The sequence below is a fragment of the Candidatus Paracaedibacteraceae bacterium genome (assembly GCA_019636055.1).
In the GTDB taxonomy this organism is placed as follows: domain Bacteria; phylum Pseudomonadota; class Alphaproteobacteria; order Paracaedibacterales; family Paracaedibacteraceae; genus Paracaedibacter.
Genome location: JAHBYH010000001.1, coordinates 604833 through 622069, shown reverse-complemented (window position 1 = coordinate 622069; position 17237 = coordinate 604833). Strand labels below are relative to the sequence as shown.

14 protein-coding genes and 2 tRNA genes are annotated in these 17237 nt (G+C 41.6%); 10 read left to right on the top strand and 6 right to left on the bottom strand.

The genetic code is table 11. The annotated features are described in order from the left end of the window. The first annotated feature begins 2 nt into the window (after positions 1 to 2). Complete coding sequence (locus KF820_02965; GenBank protein MBX3457306.1) at positions 3 to 1961, top strand: response regulator; 1959 nt, start codon at positions 3 to 5, stop codon at positions 1959 to 1961. A gap of 54 nt (positions 1962 to 2015) precedes the next feature. Continuing rightward, the gene (locus KF820_02960) at positions 2016 to 3377 is read left to right on the top strand and encodes a phosphomannomutase/phosphoglucomutase (protein ID MBX3457305.1); all 1362 of its coding nucleotides are present in this window, start codon (positions 2016 to 2018) and stop codon (positions 3375 to 3377) included. A gap of 186 nt (positions 3378 to 3563) precedes the next feature. Here the strand turns inward: KF820_02960 and KF820_02955 are convergent, their stop codons facing one another. From KF820_02955 to KF820_02945, 3 genes are all read right to left on the bottom strand, one after another. Beyond that, a complete protein-coding gene (locus tag KF820_02955) occupies positions 3564 to 3776 on the bottom strand; it encodes a YdcH family protein (protein MBX3457304.1) in 213 nt (70 codons plus the stop codon). 84 nt (positions 3777 to 3860) lie between these two features. Next, positions 3861 to 3936, bottom strand: a tRNA-Phe gene (locus tag KF820_02950). 67 nt (positions 3937 to 4003) lie between these two features. Next, on the bottom strand, positions 4004 to 6103 hold the full coding sequence (locus KF820_02945) for a PBP1A family penicillin-binding protein (protein MBX3457303.1): 2100 nt from the start codon (positions 6101 to 6103) through the stop codon (positions 4004 to 4006). A 506-nt stretch (positions 6104 to 6609) separates the two neighbouring features. On the opposite strand from KF820_02945, the gene KF820_02940 reads away from it, so the two are divergent. After that, a complete protein-coding gene (locus KF820_02940; GenBank protein ID MBX3457302.1) occupies positions 6610 to 7878 on the top strand; it encodes a hypothetical protein in 1269 nt (422 codons plus the stop codon). 205 nt (positions 7879 to 8083) lie between these two features. Here the strand turns inward: KF820_02940 and KF820_02935 are convergent, their stop codons facing one another. From KF820_02935 to KF820_02925, 3 genes are all read right to left on the bottom strand, one after another. Further along, complete coding sequence (locus KF820_02935; GenBank protein MBX3457301.1) at positions 8084 to 8404, bottom strand: multidrug efflux SMR transporter; 321 nt, start codon at positions 8402 to 8404, stop codon at positions 8084 to 8086. A gap of 314 nt (positions 8405 to 8718) precedes the next feature. Further along, positions 8719 to 8952 (bottom strand): sel1 repeat family protein, encoded by a 234-nt coding sequence (locus tag KF820_02930; GenBank protein MBX3457300.1) that lies wholly within the window; start codon positions 8950 to 8952, stop codon positions 8719 to 8721. A 217-nt stretch (positions 8953 to 9169) separates the two neighbouring features. Then, positions 9170 to 9259 (bottom strand) — tRNA-Ser (locus tag KF820_02925). Between the two features lie 106 nt (positions 9260 to 9365). Between KF820_02925 and KF820_02920 the strand changes: the two genes are divergently transcribed. The 7 genes from KF820_02920 to KF820_02890 all read left to right on the top strand — a co-directional run bounded on the left by KF820_02920 (position 9366) and on the right by KF820_02890 (position 17130). Continuing rightward, on the top strand, positions 9366 to 10616 hold the full coding sequence (locus KF820_02920; GenBank protein ID MBX3457299.1) for an MFS transporter: 1251 nt from the start codon (positions 9366 to 9368) through the stop codon (positions 10614 to 10616). Between the two features lie 61 nt (positions 10617 to 10677). Beyond that, on the top strand, positions 10678 to 11937 hold the full coding sequence (locus tag KF820_02915; GenBank protein MBX3457298.1) for an MFS transporter: 1260 nt from the start codon (positions 10678 to 10680) through the stop codon (positions 11935 to 11937). A 70-nt stretch (positions 11938 to 12007) separates the two neighbouring features. Beyond that, positions 12008 to 12574 (top strand): ATP synthase F1 subunit delta, encoded by a 567-nt coding sequence (gene atpH / locus KF820_02910; GenBank protein MBX3457297.1) that lies wholly within the window; start codon positions 12008 to 12010, stop codon positions 12572 to 12574. Beyond that, positions 12574 to 14106 (top strand): F0F1 ATP synthase subunit alpha, encoded by a 1533-nt coding sequence (gene atpA, locus KF820_02905; protein MBX3457296.1) that lies wholly within the window; start codon positions 12574 to 12576, stop codon positions 14104 to 14106. Before atpH ends, atpA begins: the two co-directional genes overlap by 1 nt. An 18-nt stretch (positions 14107 to 14124) precedes the next feature. Beyond that, positions 14125 to 14991 carry a F0F1 ATP synthase subunit gamma gene (locus KF820_02900; protein MBX3457295.1) on the top strand — a complete coding sequence of 289 codons (867 nt, stop codon included), beginning with the start codon at positions 14125 to 14127 and terminating at the stop codon, positions 14989 to 14991. A gap of 19 nt (positions 14992 to 15010) precedes the next feature. After that, complete coding sequence (gene atpD / locus KF820_02895; GenBank protein MBX3457294.1) at positions 15011 to 16465, top strand: F0F1 ATP synthase subunit beta; 1455 nt, start codon at positions 15011 to 15013, stop codon at positions 16463 to 16465. 50 nt (positions 16466 to 16515) lie between these two features. Then, positions 16516 to 17130 carry a prepilin-type N-terminal cleavage/methylation domain-containing protein gene (locus KF820_02890; GenBank protein MBX3457293.1) on the top strand — a complete coding sequence of 205 codons (615 nt, stop codon included), beginning with the start codon at positions 16516 to 16518 and terminating at the stop codon, positions 17128 to 17130. Positions 17131 to 17237: the final 107 nt, after the last annotated feature.

The following is a 17237-nucleotide window of genomic DNA, read 5'->3' as shown; positions in this document are numbered from 1 at the left end:
TCATGGTATTTTGGCGTTCGGAAGAAGAGAAAACCCCTGATAACATAAAGCAAGAATGGATTTTAAATGGCTTTAGAAGTTGTTTGGATGGATTTTATGTTATTCAGGAAGATCAATTTTATGTTTCTGAACGTTTGATTAGTATGTTGGGGTATGACATGACTGACCCCAATTTATCATCGCAAGGGTGGTGGGAGAGTTTATTTCATGCTGACGATAGGGACCGGGTTCTATCCTATATACAAGAGCGACGAGAAGGTAAAAGCAATAAACGCCAAATAGAATATCGACTCAAGCATAAACAAGGTCATTATTTATCGTTGTTGGTTACATCACATATAGCTGATTGTAAGCCACTGAATAACTTTCTTGGTACTGTTGTTAACATTAATTCCTATCGTGTTTTACAAGATCAATTAGAACGTACAATCGAAGAAGCTGAGAAAACATCACAGACAAAATCTAAGTTTATTGCATCGTTAAACCACGAACTCAGGACACCATTGAATGGTGTTATGGGGATGGCGAATTTACTCATGGATACACAGCTTGATGAACGTCAGCTTCAATATGTCGAAACGATTTTAACCTCGACCAATATGTTGCTAACGCTTGTGAATGATATCCTTGATGTCTCTAAGATAGCATCCGGTAAGTTAGAGATCGAAAAAGTTGAATTCAACTTAAGAACGATCCTTTCTAATACTCAGCATATCCTTAAATCATTAGCTGTTTCAAAAGGTCTTGATTTCTCTTGCGAAGTTGACCCAGATGTTCCTGTTGACTTGATTGGTGACCAAGTTCGGCTACAGCAGATCTTAGTGAACTTAATTAGCAATGCAATTAAATTTACCGATCAGGGGTATGTTCGAGTATCTGTACGGTTAAGTTCAATAGAATCCGATCATGTTATGTTGCATTTTAGAGTGAGTGACACTGGGATTGGTATTCCTGCAGAAGTTATCCCTAAATTATTTCAAGATTTTACCCAAGCCAGTGTATCAACTGTAAGGACTCATGGCGGAACGGGTTTGGGATTGTCCATCTGTAAGAAATTGGTTGCACTGATGGGTGGCGATATTGGTGTTCAAAGCGGTGCTGAAAAAGGATCTACATTTTGGTTTACGCTGCCGTTTCCAACCGTCGAGACTAATGCAAGGCTTGTGCAATCTGATCATGATCTGGGTATCCCACAGCTCAATATTTTGATTGCTGAGGATAACATCATTAACCAACAAGTCATTCAAGGAATCCTTCAGAATTTAGGCCAGACTGTCACAATTGCTAGAAATGGGATCGAAGCGCTTTCACAAATTGAGCAAAATAATTTTGATCTTGTTTTTATGGATATTAATATGCCCGAAATGGATGGGATTGAAGCGACGAAAAAAATTCGCGCATCTGAAGCAACTAAAGAACTGCCCGTTGTTGCATTCACAGCTGATACCATGACAATGTCTAAGCGGGATTTTCTTGATATGGGCTTTACGGATGTTGCGAGTAAACCTGTTGTTAAGCAAGATATTATTGATATATTGACTCGCTGTGGAGGGGTAAAACCTTTATCACATGATGATCATGGACAAGCATCAATACCGGCTGCAGATAAAACAACATCAGATCTTGACTTTTCAGCAATTGACCAAGGATATATCAAAAGTTTGTTAAATCAATTGGGCTCTGAGTCTATTCAGAACCTATTGCAAGTCTATAAAACAGATGCAGATGAACTGATTGGTATGATCGAACATGAACAAGATGTTCAGAAAACACACAATCTTGCCCATACGCTTGCGGGAATGTCAGAAAATCTTGGGATTAAAGATGTTGGGAAAACGGCTCGGTCCATCATGCTCAAGACAAAGCAAGAGAATATTCGGCCTGTAGATTTAATTTCAGAGCTCAGGGTTAATTTTACTCATTCCCTTGAGAATATTGATTCATTTGTAGCCAAATTATGAAGTCTTGTATTAGGATAAGTGTAAAGCACAAAGTACATGCAAAAGGCTTGATCTATGACTTATCAATTTAATCAACATATTCTTCGTGAGTATGATATTCGCGGAACAATTGGTAAAAATCTGTCTGCTCAAGATGCCCTGGAGGTAGGGCGTCGATTTGGGACATGGTTATCCCAACAAGGTGAATCTTTAGTTTGCTTAGGCAGAGATGGTCGCTTGTCATCCCCTGAACTTCATGCCCATTTAACCCAAGGTCTGCGTGAGGCAGGTGTGACTATTCTTGATATTGGTGTTGGGCCGACGCCAATGTTATATTATGCAGTTAAAACAACGCCAGCATTTGCTGGAATTATGATCACCGGGTCTCATAATCCAAAGGATGATAATGGGTTTAAAATTACCTTGAAGACTCGTCCTTTTTTTGGTCAAGCGATTCGGGATTTGGCGCATCAGGCCTTTATTAAATCTGATCAACTCGGCGACGTTGAACATATTGATGTGCGTGAGTCGTACGTTAAAAGGTTAGTTCAGGATTATATTAAGCCTGGTAGCCGGCTAAAGTTAGCTTGGGATCCGGGGAACGGTGCTGCCGGCGAAATTGTCGAACTTCTGGTTCAGCATATTGATGCTGATCATATCATTATTAATAGTAACATTGATGGCAACTTCCCAAATCATCACCCGGATCCTTCTGTTGATAAGAATTTAGAGCAATTGCGTGCCGTTATTCAGGAGCATAACTGCGATGCCGGCATTGCTTTTGATGGCGATGCTGATCGTATTGGGGTGCTTGATGAACAAGGGCGTGCTTTTATGGGGGATCAAATCCTGATGGTTTTCGCCCGAGAGGTTTTGTCGCGATTGCCGGGGGCAAAAATTATTGGTGATGTTAAGACAAGTCAGGCTTTTTATGATTTGATTCCAGCATTGGGCGGACAGGCTTTAATGTGTCGTACTGGGCATTCTTTTGTCAAGATTATGGCACAGGAAGAGCAAGCGGCTTTGGCCGGTGAGGTTAGTGGTCATATCTTTTTTAGCGATCAGTATTACGGTTATGATGATGCTATTTATGCAGCTGTCCGCTTTATTAATATTTTGCAGGGAGCAGGTCAATCGTGTGCCGAGATATATGATCAATTGCCTGTGTTCTTTTCAACCCCGGAATTGCGTATTGAGTGCCCTGATGAATTAAAATTTTCGGTGATTGGTGCTATGGTTCAAGATTTCAAAGCTAGGGGCATTGACTTTTCAGATATTGATGGCTTGCGCTATCAAGACGAAAATGGGTGGTGGTTAATTCGTGCATCGAATACTCAGCCGGCTTTGGTTGGTCGTTGTGAGTCTTTAACCCCGGAAGGACTCAAAGCGTTAAAGCAAAATCTGGATGAAAATTTGTCTAAGCATTTTCAAGGATGATATAATAGGGGGCAATATCGTCCCTTTTATTCAATATATGGGGATCATCATACTTTATATAGCTAGATAATTTTAATTTAACTACAAAAACAAGAAACGAAGCATACACCTAGTACGTGAGTGATGTTGTTTTGCTTGCATAACCGATTTATAAAGAATCGGCCATATTTTAGTTGAGAGAACGTTTTAGGCGATAATATCGGGAACCATCTCGGCTTCAATTTTTGCCATTTGATCTTTTAATGATAATTTTTCGCGCTTTAAGCGATGGATAGCAAGGTCATCCCTATTCGGTTGTTGCAATAATTCATCAATGCGAGCGTCAAGCTCGTTATGCTTTTTTTTAAGGGCATCAAGTTTATGATGTAAAGCAACAAATGTTTCTGGATCTACGCCCATTCAACCTGCTCATCGTTAGTTGTTTATAAGCACTACAATTAGAATATAGGTGAGATAAATCAATTTTCAAGAGATCTTACAACGTGGTGCCCGGAGCCGGATTCGAACCAGCGACACAGGGATTTTCAATCCCTTGCTCTACCAACTGAGCTATCCGGGCCAACACATATACAATGTATAAAAAAAATCACCGATATTGTCCAGTGTTTTTTTGACTCAAGCGCAAATTATTCTTCGGCAACTTGATTTAATAGGGCATCAATCTCTGATGAATCCTCAATAATAGCCGATTTTTCAATGGATCCTGAATCACCCTCGAGGATAATTCCTTCATCTAATGACACTTCTGCATTATCATTCGCTGCTTGGATCGGGGCTGTTACAATGGCTGTACTTGGTGGGTTTGCCTCTAAGACAGGTTTCATGAACAACCCAAAGGTCTGAGCGGGAATGCGACCACCCGTAGAGTTTTTGATCATTGGTGCATTATTATCATTTCCTGTCCAGACACCGACAACTAAATTCGATGTATATCCGACAAACCAAGCATCCTTATCGCCGTTACTTCCTGTTTTTCCTCCGGTTGGATAGGCTGTTTGGGCTGCGCGTCCTGTTCCATGAGCAACAGCATTCTGTAACATACGATTTATATCGTTCAAATTATTCGGTTTAATGACTTGAATGGGATCGGGATCTTGATGTTGGTACAGAATATCGCCTTTTTTATTGCGAATTTCAACAATGCCATAGGAGGTAACAAAGTTCCCATTGTTGGCAAAACTTGCATAGGCGGATGTCAATTCAAGCAGGGTGACTTCCATAGCTCCAAGACAGATGCTCAGGTCCGTAATCATGTCACTGGTAATGCCTAGTCGTCGAGCAACGGCGGCAATTTTAGGGCCGCCCACATGGGCAGCAATGCGGACGGTTACCGCATTAACGGATTTCTTTAACGCTTCAGCCATTGTGATTTCACCGACAGTTTTATATGTCCGAAAGTTCTTAGGTGTCCACCCGCCAATGCTAAAGGGTTCATCGGAAATCAGTGTCTCCGGTGTCATGCCAGCTTCCAGACCGGCTAAATAAACAAATGGTTTAAAGGCTGATCCTGGCTGACGAAGGGCTTGGGTTGAACGGTTATACAACCCCTTACCATAGGTCATGCCACCAATCATGGCGCGAACGGCACCGTTTGGTGTCATAGCAACAAGCCCCATTTCGGTTGTTTTGAATTTCTTACCGAGTTCTTCCATTTTTGCTTTTGTCGCAATCTCTGCTTGTTGCTGCATAAACGGATCAAGAGTTGTCACAACAACTAAATCTTCATCATAGGAGCCAATAAGCGATGGGATTTGTTCGTAAATCCAGTCCCCAAAGTAAGAGTTACTTTTAATATCGACATAATTCTCGGTGATTTCGTCGTGTTTTTGTTCCAATGCTTTTTTGACAGACGGAATATAGCCTGCTTCTTGCATTAATGTCAGTACGAGGGTTGCTCTCTCATTGGATCTTTCTGGGTTACTTTTTGGGGAATATCTGGATGGTGCCTTGAGAAGCCCTGCAATTGTTGCTGCTTCATAAACAGTCAAGTGTTTTGCTGGTTTGTAATAGTACTTTTGAGCCGCGGCTTCAATCCCAAAGGTTCCTGCACCAAAATAAACACGATTTAAATACATTGTCATAATTTGGTCTTTGGTGAATTTAAGCTCCAGCCAAACGGCCAAAATAACCTCTTGAATTTTACGACGGAATGATCGATCGTGAACCGAATATTTCCCCTGATTTTGTAAAAAATTCTTAGCAAGCTGCTGTGTTACGGTTGACCCCCCTTGAACCACACGACCTGCGCGATAGTTTGTATAGGCGGCACGGAACAAACCAATAACATCCACCCCAAAATGACTGTAAAAACGTCGATCTTCCACGGCCATTAATGCCTGAGGAACATACGGCGGAAGGTCATTAAGTTTAACCATTTCCTCAAACAAATCACCATACGTGCCGATCACCGTTCCATCTTTAGCTTGGATGGTCACGCCGGGTTTGCGAGAACTAACCATCATTTGGTCTACATCCGGAAGGTCATAGCTAAACCACAGAATTGCCAAGATCCCAAACGAAAAAATCCATGCACCCAGTGTTAGAAACAGTTTAAAGAGCGCCCAACGAATGGATATTTTATTCCGAGATTTCTTTTTTTCTATTTTTTTCTTCGGTTTAAATAAGCCGAATAGTTTTTTTATCCAAGAAGTTGTGTCTTTTGGTTTTTTTGATTTTTTAGTTGATCGTCGTTCTGACGTATATAATTTTGGAGGGCGTTCTGCCACGGTATTCCTGCTTAGTCGAATAGGCCTTACTTCAACTTTATAGCTTAAGTGAATCACAGTGACAATAAAAAATGCCCTTAATAATTGGTAAAAATAGGGAGTTGTTGTAAAAAAACATGATATAAAACAATGGTATGATTGTTTTTTGTCGAGGGCGATGCTGACGGGGAAGTTGCAGGAGGAAAAGGAGGTAAGGGCAAAATAACGCTCCACTGCGTATTATCATCCATCGGGATGCTTATCCTGACGAGAAATTCAGAGTTCGTTGTAAGCCAAGTGATAGTTTTATCGTTTGGGAAGGGGTTTTGCGCATTTAAGATCGTGCGTATGAATTTTTTGGATAAAGTAGGGTTAATTTATTTCAGGTCAATATGATGTTTGCCTGAAGAAAAAGTTTCTCTTGTTATATGAAAAATGACGTGGTTGTAAGTGATTTTTTAATATGTTTGGATTAATATTGTGACTAGTGATAATCCAGTTGCGAAAAAATTAAGGGAGAATGATGTATGTTAAAACTCTTTATGGCATCAACTTTGTTGACAGTATCTGTTGTTGGGATAAGTACTGCAACGGATCTTCCTGATCAAGGTCAATCTATCCTTGATAACTCATCTGAGTCCATATCTCCTGTTAATACAGATCAAGTCCTTGCTGATCTGAAAACAGCTCAGACTTTAGATCAGGCTATAGATATTGTGGGTAACTATTATGCTTCCCCAGTGAATCATATGACACAATTTGTGGATCATGATGCGCATTTGTATGTGAATGAGTTTAAAAGATTAGTGGATGCTGATCAAAGAGATGATACTGACGTTATTTCATCTTTATGGTCAATGACCGGGGCTCGGTACATGGGCTTTAAATCCGATTTCACAACATATTCAGGCGATTTCATTCTGCCTGTTATTAGGGATCGTTTTAAGTCTGGATTAGATAAGGCTCAAGATTTTTCATCTGCTGTTAATCTTATACGAGGCTTGTTAGATTTGCATTCTTCTTACAATATGGAGAAATTTTTCAATATGTTTGCTTCCGATTGTATTCTTAAGTTAAGAAGACTGTATCAACAACATCCTGATCAATCTGTGACAAGAGAATCGCTTATTGAGGGTTTGAGTGGTGATTCAGGATTAGCACAGCTACTTTTTGATGAAGATCTAAAACAAGGATTTTCCGAAGAAGTTTTTTCTAGGAAATATCTATCTATGGGCGTATTTATAAGTGATCATTCAAAAGATTTATTCAAGAAGATGGATCAATATACAAAGGATAAGTTCCTGCAATTCGTTGATTCTATTCTAGACCCTAATAAGGTCTTTTATTCAGAGGCTAGTATTGCAGCAATAAATGCCACAACAGATGATTTTTTAGAACGTGGTGATATTATGCAATATCTTAAAGCATTGGATAGTCAGCTAAAAATATTGATCATGTCTTTGCCACCTCAGAAAGTTTATGATCATGTCAAGGGAGCTCTAGAGGCAATTAATCAAAAAGTTACTGTATCAAAAGATGTTCATATAACACTAGAGAATGCTAAGTTGACTCAGAAAATCTGCCAAAGTTTATTTGATTCAAAATTTATAACCGATAGCCAATTTAGAGAATTATCACATTTTATTGTGGTAAATTTCTTTCTCAAAATTGATGGAGCTCCGTTGCAAGTAAAAGTCAAAGAAGCCCTAAGTTTGATATTCCAGTTAGGGGCAGATGGACAAGATCTTTTGGCTCAAATTCTAATCTATGACCTAATTGAGAAACCTAAGGCATAGATCATAATACTAATTCAGAAATAAGTAATATGGGTGAATTTAAGAGCGATGTTGCGCAAGCGTATATAAGTATTTGGCAGCAAAACTGAGTTGTCCGTAAGAATCGCCCCAGAGAACATATTTCTGATAATTGGTATCACTCATTTAAATCCGTTGCTTCTGACTTGTTGTTAGTTTTTAAGTATGACAGGGTTGATCAGTCATTTTAATGGGTGCTAGAGAGTTTCATCATGATAATGCCTGTTAGAATGAATCCTGCTGCTGTTAAACGTAGAGGGGTTATGGTTTCTCCAAGAATAGTGATGCCAACAAGGAAAGCCCCGATGGCACCGATGCCTGTCCATACAGTGTAAGCGGTGCCAAGCGGTAATGTTTTCATTGAAATGGATAATAATATAAGGCTGGCGATCATTGTGATAATTGTGATTATGGTCGGGGTTATCAGAATAAACCCATCAGATTTCTTCATGAAGAACGCCCATATAACTTCTAGGATGCCTGCAAAAATAAGATATAACCAAGCCATGTTTATCTTTCCTTTTGAGATAGGGGTATCTTTCTATCGACCTCCCTCTTTATTCTACTATGGTAAATCTTGTGGTCCATGAATTCAAGAGAATGGGATATTTGTTGTATTTCTATTTTGAGTGAAATTATTAGAGGATTACTGTGTCAAAAGACGTTAATTTTGTCCTATAAATTGCTAAGCTTTCTGTCAGCCACAGTTTTGTAGATTGACATTGCTTTGCTTTTGTCTTGTTGTGTCCCGGTGCCGGTTTCGTACATCCACGCAAGTTTTAGTTGTGCGGGGATGTAACCTGTTTTTGCTGAACGAGATATCTAGTGGAACGCTTCGGTATCATCTCGTTTTGCCCCTTTACCCTCTAGGGTATAAAGTCCAACATAATACTGTGCCTCTGCGTTCCCGTGTTCCGCATCCATACGATAAACATGCAAAGCATCCGACCAACCAATTTCATCCACAAAACGCTCAAAAGATTGTCCTAACAAAAAGCCTATGGCAATTGAGGTGAGACTAGTGATTAGGAATTTGATGATGCGTTTTATGTTCATTTTTGGACCTTTTTGGTTTGGGATATCCAGTATAAATTAGTCAGAGGCGATAATGATATTTTTGTTAGGTGTTCTTGGGTGAGAATAACATGTTTCTTAGATGTTTCAATATGTTGTTTGGTGATTACACCTTTGGTGTTGCACCTCGATGACTTAGCTGATTTTTGACGCAAAAAGCTGCACTTCTTCTCACTGTCGAACCTGAGGGGGGGTATTTTGGCGGAGAGGGTGGGATTCGAACCCACGGTACGCTTGCGCGCACAACGGTTTTCGAGACCGCCCCGTTCGACCGCTCCGGCACCTCTCCGATGAGACTTAGTATAGTCCTAGAAATAGCCAAATTCAACTAAATTTGACTTAAGCAATAATACTGTGTACCATAGTTGCCAAACTCAACAAGTTAAATATTAGGTATGGCAGGTCTTTATAAACGCGGACTCGTTGTGTGGTTCGTGGCAGTAATTTATTATTTCTATCAATATGTGTTACGTGTTTCCCCGAGTGTGATGGTTGGGGATTGGATGTTAGCGTTCTCACTCGATGCAAAATGGCTAGGGTATTTGGTGGCAACGACCACATTTTTCTATGCTCTTGTTCAAATTCCCATCGGTTTTTTCTCTGATCTATTTGGTGCGCGCAGGATGATTCTTTACTCGATCCTTGCGTGTGTTCTTGGTGTTGGCGCGGTGGCGTGGACGGAAAATCTCGCCTTGGCTTTTGTTGGGCGTGCTTTGATCGGTTTGGGCAGTGCCGCCGGTTTTATTTGTGTCAGTAAAATCGCCAGCGAATGGTTTCCCCCCAAACAAAAAGCATTTTGGTTTGCTATGACGATGCTCGTTGGGACGGCCGGGGCGCTTTTGGGCTATGCTCCATTGGCCAAGTTAACCGATATGGTCGGATGGCGTCAGTCGTTGATGTATTTGGTCTACGCGGGGTGTGCTGTTTATGTTTTGAATCACATTTTCTTAAAAGATCGTGAGCCTTGCAAACACCACCAACCTTTGGATCGATGTGCACTGATTCTTCAGGTTAAATCTGTCTTCAAAAATCGATTTACGTGGTTATATGCCTTTATGGCTTTGGGTGTTTATATTCCAATTTCAGCTTTTGCAGATCTGTGGGGCGTCTCGTTCCTGATTCTAAAGTATGGTTTGTCACGAGAAGAGGCAGCGAATATTCTGTCGCTGGCCTATGTCGGGACCTGTGGGGGTGTTTTGTTTATTGCGTGGCTCCACAAGTTAATTGGGCGTGTGAGACTCATTATCCGATTCTCGGTCGGACTTGTTGCCTTATTTATGGGGATTGTTTTATATGCCCCGGATCTTTCACCGTTAACACTGTCGATTATGTTGATGTGTTTGGGGGTCTGTGTCGGCACTGAGATTTTATGTTTTTCTAAAGCTTGCCAAGAGAATGATCCTGCTGTTGCCGCAACCATCACTGGGTTTTTGAATTTTGTGGTCAATATTGGTGCTGCGATTGCTCAACAAATTGTTGGCTGGGTGATTAAGCTTTTGTGGGATGGCACGGTTAATGAAATGGGGACGCCGATTTATAGGGTGTCTGATTATGAGACTTCTTTGACAATCGTTGTTATTGTTTCAGTCATAGCCTTTGTCACCTCATTTATTTTGCCGGATAAAAACCTAGGGCGTGTTAAATAAAATTGACCGGCGATTCTGGCGCATGTAAGATGTAGCTACTTGTCTTTACAGATGAAAAAAAATGACACTACTTTATAAGCGCGGTCTTATTGTCTGGTTTGTTGCTGTTTCCTATTATCTTTATCAGTATTTGATTCGGGTATCCCCTAGTGTCATGGTCGATGACCTTATGTTTGCCTTTACACTGGATGCCAAATGGCTGGGATATCTGGTGGCAACGACCACATTCTTTTATGCTTTGGTTCAGGTGCCTATTGGTGTTTTGTCAGACTTGTTTGGGGCGCGGAAGTTGATTTTATATTCCCTTGTCGCGTGTGTTCTGGGGGTTGGGGCGATCTCAATGACTGACAGTCTGCTTGTAGCGTTTGCTGGCCGAGCCTTAATTGGTGTTGGAAGTGCTGCTGGTTTTATTTGTGTTAGTAAAATTGCAAGTGATTGGTTTCCAGTATCCCAAAAGGCAACATGGTTTGCTTTAACAATTTTGATGGGAACCGCAGGGGCAATCTTGGGCTATGCACCACTGGCAAAATTAACAGATGCTGTTGGTTGGCGATCAGCGTTATGGTATTTGACCCTTTTAGGGGGAATCGTTTTAATTGTTAATATATTCTTCCTGCGAGATAAGGAAGTTGAGCGCGTTCGTGTTGTATCTCGGTCTGAGGTTATTCAGCAAATTAAAGATGTTCTCAAAAGTCGATTCGCTTGGATGTATGCGATTACAGCTTTGGGCATGTATTTGCCTATTTCTGTTTTTGCGGATTTATGGGGCGTGCCGTTCTTGACATTAAAGTATGACTTGGCTAAGGATGTTGCTGCAACAATTCTGTCTTGGGCTTATGTGGGAACATGTGGCGGTGTGATTTTTGTAGCGTTGGTGAGTAATCTCTTAAAAGGAGTACGGTTAGTGATTGGCGCTGCTGCTGCTTTGGTAACGACGCTGATTTCTGTGATTGTTTTTGCTCCTGAATTGTCCCAGACTACGCTGTCAGTTTTGTTGGTTTCTTTAGGTGTTGCTGTTGGAGCAGAGATTTTATGTTTTTCTAAAACGTGTCAGGAAAATGATGTTCGAGTGGCTGCAACTGTTACAGGTTTTTTGAATTTTATTGTGACGTTAGGGGCTGCTTTTGTTCAACAGTTTGTCGGTTGGTTGATCAAGATCATGTGGGACGGTCAAATGGCAGATAATGGGTTGCCACAGTACAGGGTTGAGGATTATCAAAACGCAATGATTGTTGTTATTTTTATATCCCTGACATCGTTTGTTTTAGCGTTCTTTTTGCCAGATAAAAATCCAGACTATTTACCGCAAGAGAGCAGATGATGCTTGTAGAAAATTTCTAGTTATGCTAATTGATTCAATAAAGGTTTGTTAAAATTTTTGGGAAGTTCAGATGACGTACGTGCCATTTTCAGGAAAATTGACCTCCCTTGCTGGGAGATATGCAAAGACATTATTCGATTTGGCACAAGAGTCAGGGAATTTGACAGAAATCTATCAAGAATTAACGGGGTTGTGCCAATTAATTTCAAAAAACGAGGAGTTGTTGGGGATTGTGAATTCGCCAGCTTTAACCCGATCAGAGCATCAACTTATTTTTCAAACATTAAGTGAAAAACTGAACCTAAGTAAGGTTCTCTCAAGCTTTCTTGATACTGTCTCAGAAAACCGACGTTTAGATCTTATTTTCGAAATTCAAGAAATTTTCCAAGAAATGGTGGATGCAATTGAAGGATTGACGCATATTGACGTTGTGTCTTCATCTACCTTAACGCCGGACCAGCAAATGGTTCTCCAGAAAATACTGTCCGATTATACAGCCGGAGATGTGGCTGTGACTTATATTTTAAATCCCGATCTTTTAGGGGGGATTCTTGTGCGTATGGGCAATCAGGTCGTTGACCTGAGTCTTGCTACTAAACTTCAAAATCTAGCCATCGCGATGAAAGGACGTGCCTAATGGAACTAAAGGCTGCAGAAATATCCGCTATTTTAAAGCAAAAAATTAGTGACTTTGACTCAAAAGTTGATGTCGCCGAATCTGGTCGTGTGCTATCTGTTGGTGATAGCATTGCTCGTGTGCATGGTTTGGATAATATTCAAGCAGGTGAATTGGTTCAATTTTCATCTGGTGCTGTTGGTATGGCCTTGAACTTGGAAACGGACAATGTTGGTGCCGTGATCTTTGGATCGGACCAACATATCCGTGAAGGGGATACGGTTAAGCGTACAAAGAAAATTGTTGATGTTCCCGTGGGTAAAGGCTTGTTGGGGCGCGTTGTTGATGCGCTGGGGAATCCAATTGATGGCAAGGGTGATATTCAGGCTGAAGAGCATCGCTTGGTTGATGTGAAAGCGCCTGGTATTATTAAGCGTAAATCCGTTCATGAACCGATGCAAACTGGGATTAAGGCGATTGACACACTGGTTCCTGTGGGGCGCGGTCAGCGTGAATTGATCATTGGTGACCGTCAGACAGGAAAAACAGCGATCGCGATTGATACCATTATCAACCAAAAAGAAGCAAACAAGGGCAAAGACGAAAGTCAAAAGCTTTACTGTATTTATGTTGCCATTGGTCAAAAACGGTCTTCTGTTGCGCGTATTGTGAAAACGCTTCAGGATGCAGGAGCTATGGATTATACCATTGTTGTTGCGGCAACGGCGTCGGATGCAGCACCGATGCAATATTTGGCACCATATACGGGGTGTGCAATGGGTGAATATTTCCGTGATAATGGCATGCACGCCTTGATTATTTATGATGACTTATCCAAGCATGCTCAGGCCTATCGTCAGATGTCGTTGTTATTGCGCCGCCCACCAGGACGCGAAGCCTATCCCGGTGACGTTTTCTATTTGCATTCACGTCTTCTAGAGCGTGCAGCTAAATTGGATGATGCCTATGGTGCAGGGTCCTTGACGGCACTCCCGATTATCGAAACGCAGGCGGGTGACGTGTCTGCCTATATTCCAACGAACGTGATTTCGATTACAGATGGCCAGATTTTCTTGGAAACCGAGTTGTTCTTTAAGGGGATTCGCCCAGCCATTAACGTTGGTTTGTCTGTTAGTCGTGTGGGTTCTGCCGCGCAGACAAAGGCGATGAAACAAGTTGCCGGTAAGATTAAGTTAGAATTGGCTCAGTACCGTGAAATGGCGTCATTTGCTCAGTTTGCTTCTGATTTAGATGCTTCAACGCAAAAACTATTAGCCCGTGGTGCGCGATTGACTGAGTTATTAAAGCAACCACAGTACTCACCCCTAAGCATTGGAGAACAAGTTGTTTCAATCTTTGCCGGTGTTCGTGGGTATCTTGATACGATTGATGCAAAACATGTTAATCATTTTGAAAAAGAATATTTAGCAGCATTGAAAGTCGAGCATCCCAAATTAATTTCCGAAGTTAATAAAACAGGGAAATTAACAGAGGATCAAGAAAATCTTCTTAAGGATTTTGCCCATAAGTTTTCTAAGAACTTTGCAGTATAAAAGGGAAGGGGGCCACCGATGCCGAGTTTAAAAGACTTACGGCTCAGGATCAAAAGCGTTAAATCAACGCAAAAGATTACCTCAGCCATGAAAATGGTTGCTGCGGCTAAATTACGGAAAGCCCAAGAGCGAGCTGAAGCTGCAAGGCCATACGCTTTGGGGTTAGAACAACTTCTGGTTAATGCGTTGGCGCAGCAGCCGGATACGGTTAGTCCTTCTGTTTTGCTAACAGGAAATCCTGATAATCCTGTGCATTTGATCGTTGTCGTTACATCTGATCGTGGATTATGTGGTGGTTTTAACGTTAATATTATCCGAGATGTAAAACATTTGGTCAAACGGTTTCAGACCAATGATGTCCCTGTCAAAATATTATGTGTTGGGCGTAAGGGGCGTGATTTGCTTCGACGTGAATATGGCTCATTGATTATTGACACTATTACTGACGTTGGTCGTAAAGGTATTACAATCGACGAATCAGAGAAGGTTTGTCAAAAATTACAAGAATTGCTTGATGAAAACGTTTGTGGTGGGATGACTGTCATCTACAGTGTGTTTAAGTCAGCTTTAAACCAAGAAGTTGCTCGGCGTCAGCTTATTCCTTTGCCAATCGAGGGTAAGAGTGATCATGGGTTATTTGAATTCGAACCTAGTCAGGAAGCTCTTATTGAGCAGCTTGTTCCTAAGAATTTTACTGTGCAAATGTATCAGATTTTGATTGAAACAAATGCAAGTGAGCAGGGGGCTCGAATGACAGCAATGGATAATGCAACCCGAAATGCTCGGGATGTGATTAAGCGTCTTGAACTTAATTACAACCGAACACGCCAGGCCTATATTACAAAAGAATTGATTGAGATTATTTCCGGTGCAGAAGCACTTTAATAAGGTTGAGAGGATAAACATGTCAACACGAAAATTAAAAGCGATAGATGGTGGCAAAAATGTGGGTCATATCACCCAGATTATTGGTGCGGTGATCGATATTCACTTTGCCGACAAGCTCCCTGAAATCTTGAATGCCCTGCACATTAAGCGTGACGATGGTACGACTTTAGTCCTTGAGGTTGCGCAACATCTTGGTGAGAATGTTGTCCGAGCCATTGCTATGGATACAACTGACGGACTGGTCCGAGGCATGGAAGCCCATGATACAGGTGACCTTATTAAAGTTCCCGTAGGGCCAGAAACCTTGGGGCGTATTGTCAATGTGATCGGTGAGGCGATTGATGAGCGCGGTGAACTTAAAGGATCAGCCCTGTTACCCATTCACCGCGAAGCCCCTGAATTTATTGATCAGTCGACAGATACCCAAATCTTAGTAACAGGAATTAAGGTTATTGACTTGCTAACACCCTATCCCCGTGGTGGTAAGATTGGTTTGTTTGGCGGTGCCGGTGTTGGTAAAACTGTTTTGATTATGGAATTGATCAACAACGTTGCCAAAGCCCATGGTGGTTATTCTGTCTTTGCCGGGGTCGGCGAGCGGACCCGTGAAGGAAACGACTTGTACCGTGAAATGATTGAATCTGGGGTTGTTGACCTTGAGGGGGATAAATCCAAAGCTGCCCTTGTCTATGGTCAGATGAGTGAACCACCTGGGGCGCGTGCTCGTGTTGCGCTAACCGGTTTGACCATGGCAGAATATTTCCGTGATGAAGAAGGTAAAGATGTTTTATTCTTCGTCGACAATATTTTCCGTTTCACCCAAGCTGGTTCTGAAGTATCTGCCTTGTTGGGGCGTATTCCTTCCGCGGTTGGGTATCAACCAACCTTGGGAACAGAAATGGGTGCGTTACAGGAACGAATTACAACGACTAACCGGGGTTCTATTACATCGGTTCAGGCGATTTACGTTCCCGCTGATGACTTGACTGACCCAGCGCCAGCCGCTTCATTCTCGCACTTGGATGCTACAACCGTTTTGAATCGTCAGATTGCTGAGCTAGGAATTTACCCCGCGGTTGACCCGCTTGACTCAACGTCACGTATTCTTGAGCCAACTGTTGTTGGCGAAGAACATTATCAAGTTGCACGCGATGTTCAGCGTGTTTTGCAAACCTATAAATCCCTTCAAGATATTATCGCAATTTTGGGGATGGATGAATTATCTGAGGAAGACAAGCTTGTTGTGGCCCGTGCTCGTAAGATCCAACGTTTCTTGTCTCAACCTTTCCATGTGGCTGAGGTCTTTACAGGATCCCCGGGTGTGTTTGTTTCGTTGCAAGATACCATTGCAGGTTTCCGCGGTATTGTTAATGGTGACTATGATCATATTCCTGAAGCTGCTTTCTATATGGTTGGATCCATTGATGAAGCTTTGGAAAAGGCCCGCAAAATGAGTTTAGAAGCCGCGTAACTATAAAGTCCCCCGAAAGGGGGATTTCTTTTGAATCAAAGTTTATGACAATGAAATACTTAAATGCCCGCGTTAAAGCCTTTTCGTTGATTGAAATCTCAATTGTTTTGATTATTATTGGGCTGATTACAACGGCTGTTTTTAAAGGTCAGGATTTAATCGAATCAGCTAGACTGCATTCAACAATTCAAGAGATGAACCAACTTAAATTGTCTATTGTCCATTATCGTGATCAATTTGGACAATGGCCAGGAAATGATTCCAGAGCTCAACAGCGTTTTGGTACCGGTGTTATCAGCGGGTCAGGCCGTGGCATAATCCAGGGGAATGAGTCTAGTCAAGTTTTAGAGCACCTTAGGGCTTCTGGTTTGATTGACTCAACATACTCGGGTGCCAAGATTGGTGGCAATTACCTTATTACTGGAAACCCCGTGGGATTACAGGGGAATTATATTATTTTATCCGGGCATGCTGATCAGATTACAGGAGCCTTAACACCGCAACAAGCTATGCGTTTTAAGGGTAAGACGGGTGAAGACCATCCCAAGGAAGGGCAGTTTATCATTCAATCAGCCCCTGGCCATAATGCTTCTGCTTGTCTTATGGGGCAGGCTTATAATATTAAAAATAGTCATCCAGCGTGTATTGTTCTGATGAAACTATAGTTATTTATATTAGCGATTGGACATCACAAAGGCGTCTTTCACGTACAATGATACATTTGCTTCTGATTGCTTGTTGGAAAATCAACGGCTTCAGCTTCTTTGAATAT

Coding starts and splice junctions, on each gene's coding strand:
- KF820_02955 (MBX3457304.1), bottom strand. CDS start 3,776: ATGGGCGTAGATCCAGAAACATTTGTTGCTTTACATCATAAACTTGAT.
- KF820_02935 (MBX3457301.1), bottom strand. CDS start 8,404: ATGGCTTGGTTATATCTTATTTTTGCAGGCATCCTAGAAGTTATATGG.
- atpH (MBX3457297.1), top strand. CDS start 12,008: ATGACGTACGTGCCATTTTCAGGAAAATTGACCTCCCTTGCTGGGAGA.
- KF820_02940 (MBX3457302.1), top strand. CDS start 6,610: ATGTTAAAACTCTTTATGGCATCAACTTTGTTGACAGTATCTGTTGTT.
- KF820_02890 (MBX3457293.1), top strand. CDS start 16,516: ATGAAATACTTAAATGCCCGCGTTAAAGCCTTTTCGTTGATTGAAATC.
- KF820_02900 (MBX3457295.1), top strand. CDS start 14,125: ATGCCGAGTTTAAAAGACTTACGGCTCAGGATCAAAAGCGTTAAATCA.
- KF820_02965 (MBX3457306.1), top strand. CDS start 3: ATGGTATTTTGGCGTTCGGAAGAAGAGAAAACCCCTGATAACATAAAG.
- atpD (MBX3457294.1), top strand. CDS start 15,011: ATGTCAACACGAAAATTAAAAGCGATAGATGGTGGCAAAAATGTGGGT.
- KF820_02920 (MBX3457299.1), top strand. CDS start 9,366: ATGGCAGGTCTTTATAAACGCGGACTCGTTGTGTGGTTCGTGGCAGTA.
- KF820_02960 (MBX3457305.1), top strand. CDS start 2,016: ATGACTTATCAATTTAATCAACATATTCTTCGTGAGTATGATATTCGC.
- atpA (MBX3457296.1), top strand. CDS start 12,574: ATGGAACTAAAGGCTGCAGAAATATCCGCTATTTTAAAGCAAAAAATT.
- KF820_02930 (MBX3457300.1), bottom strand. CDS start 8,952: ATGAACATAAAACGCATCATCAAATTCCTAATCACTAGTCTCACCTCA.
- KF820_02915 (MBX3457298.1), top strand. CDS start 10,678: ATGACACTACTTTATAAGCGCGGTCTTATTGTCTGGTTTGTTGCTGTT.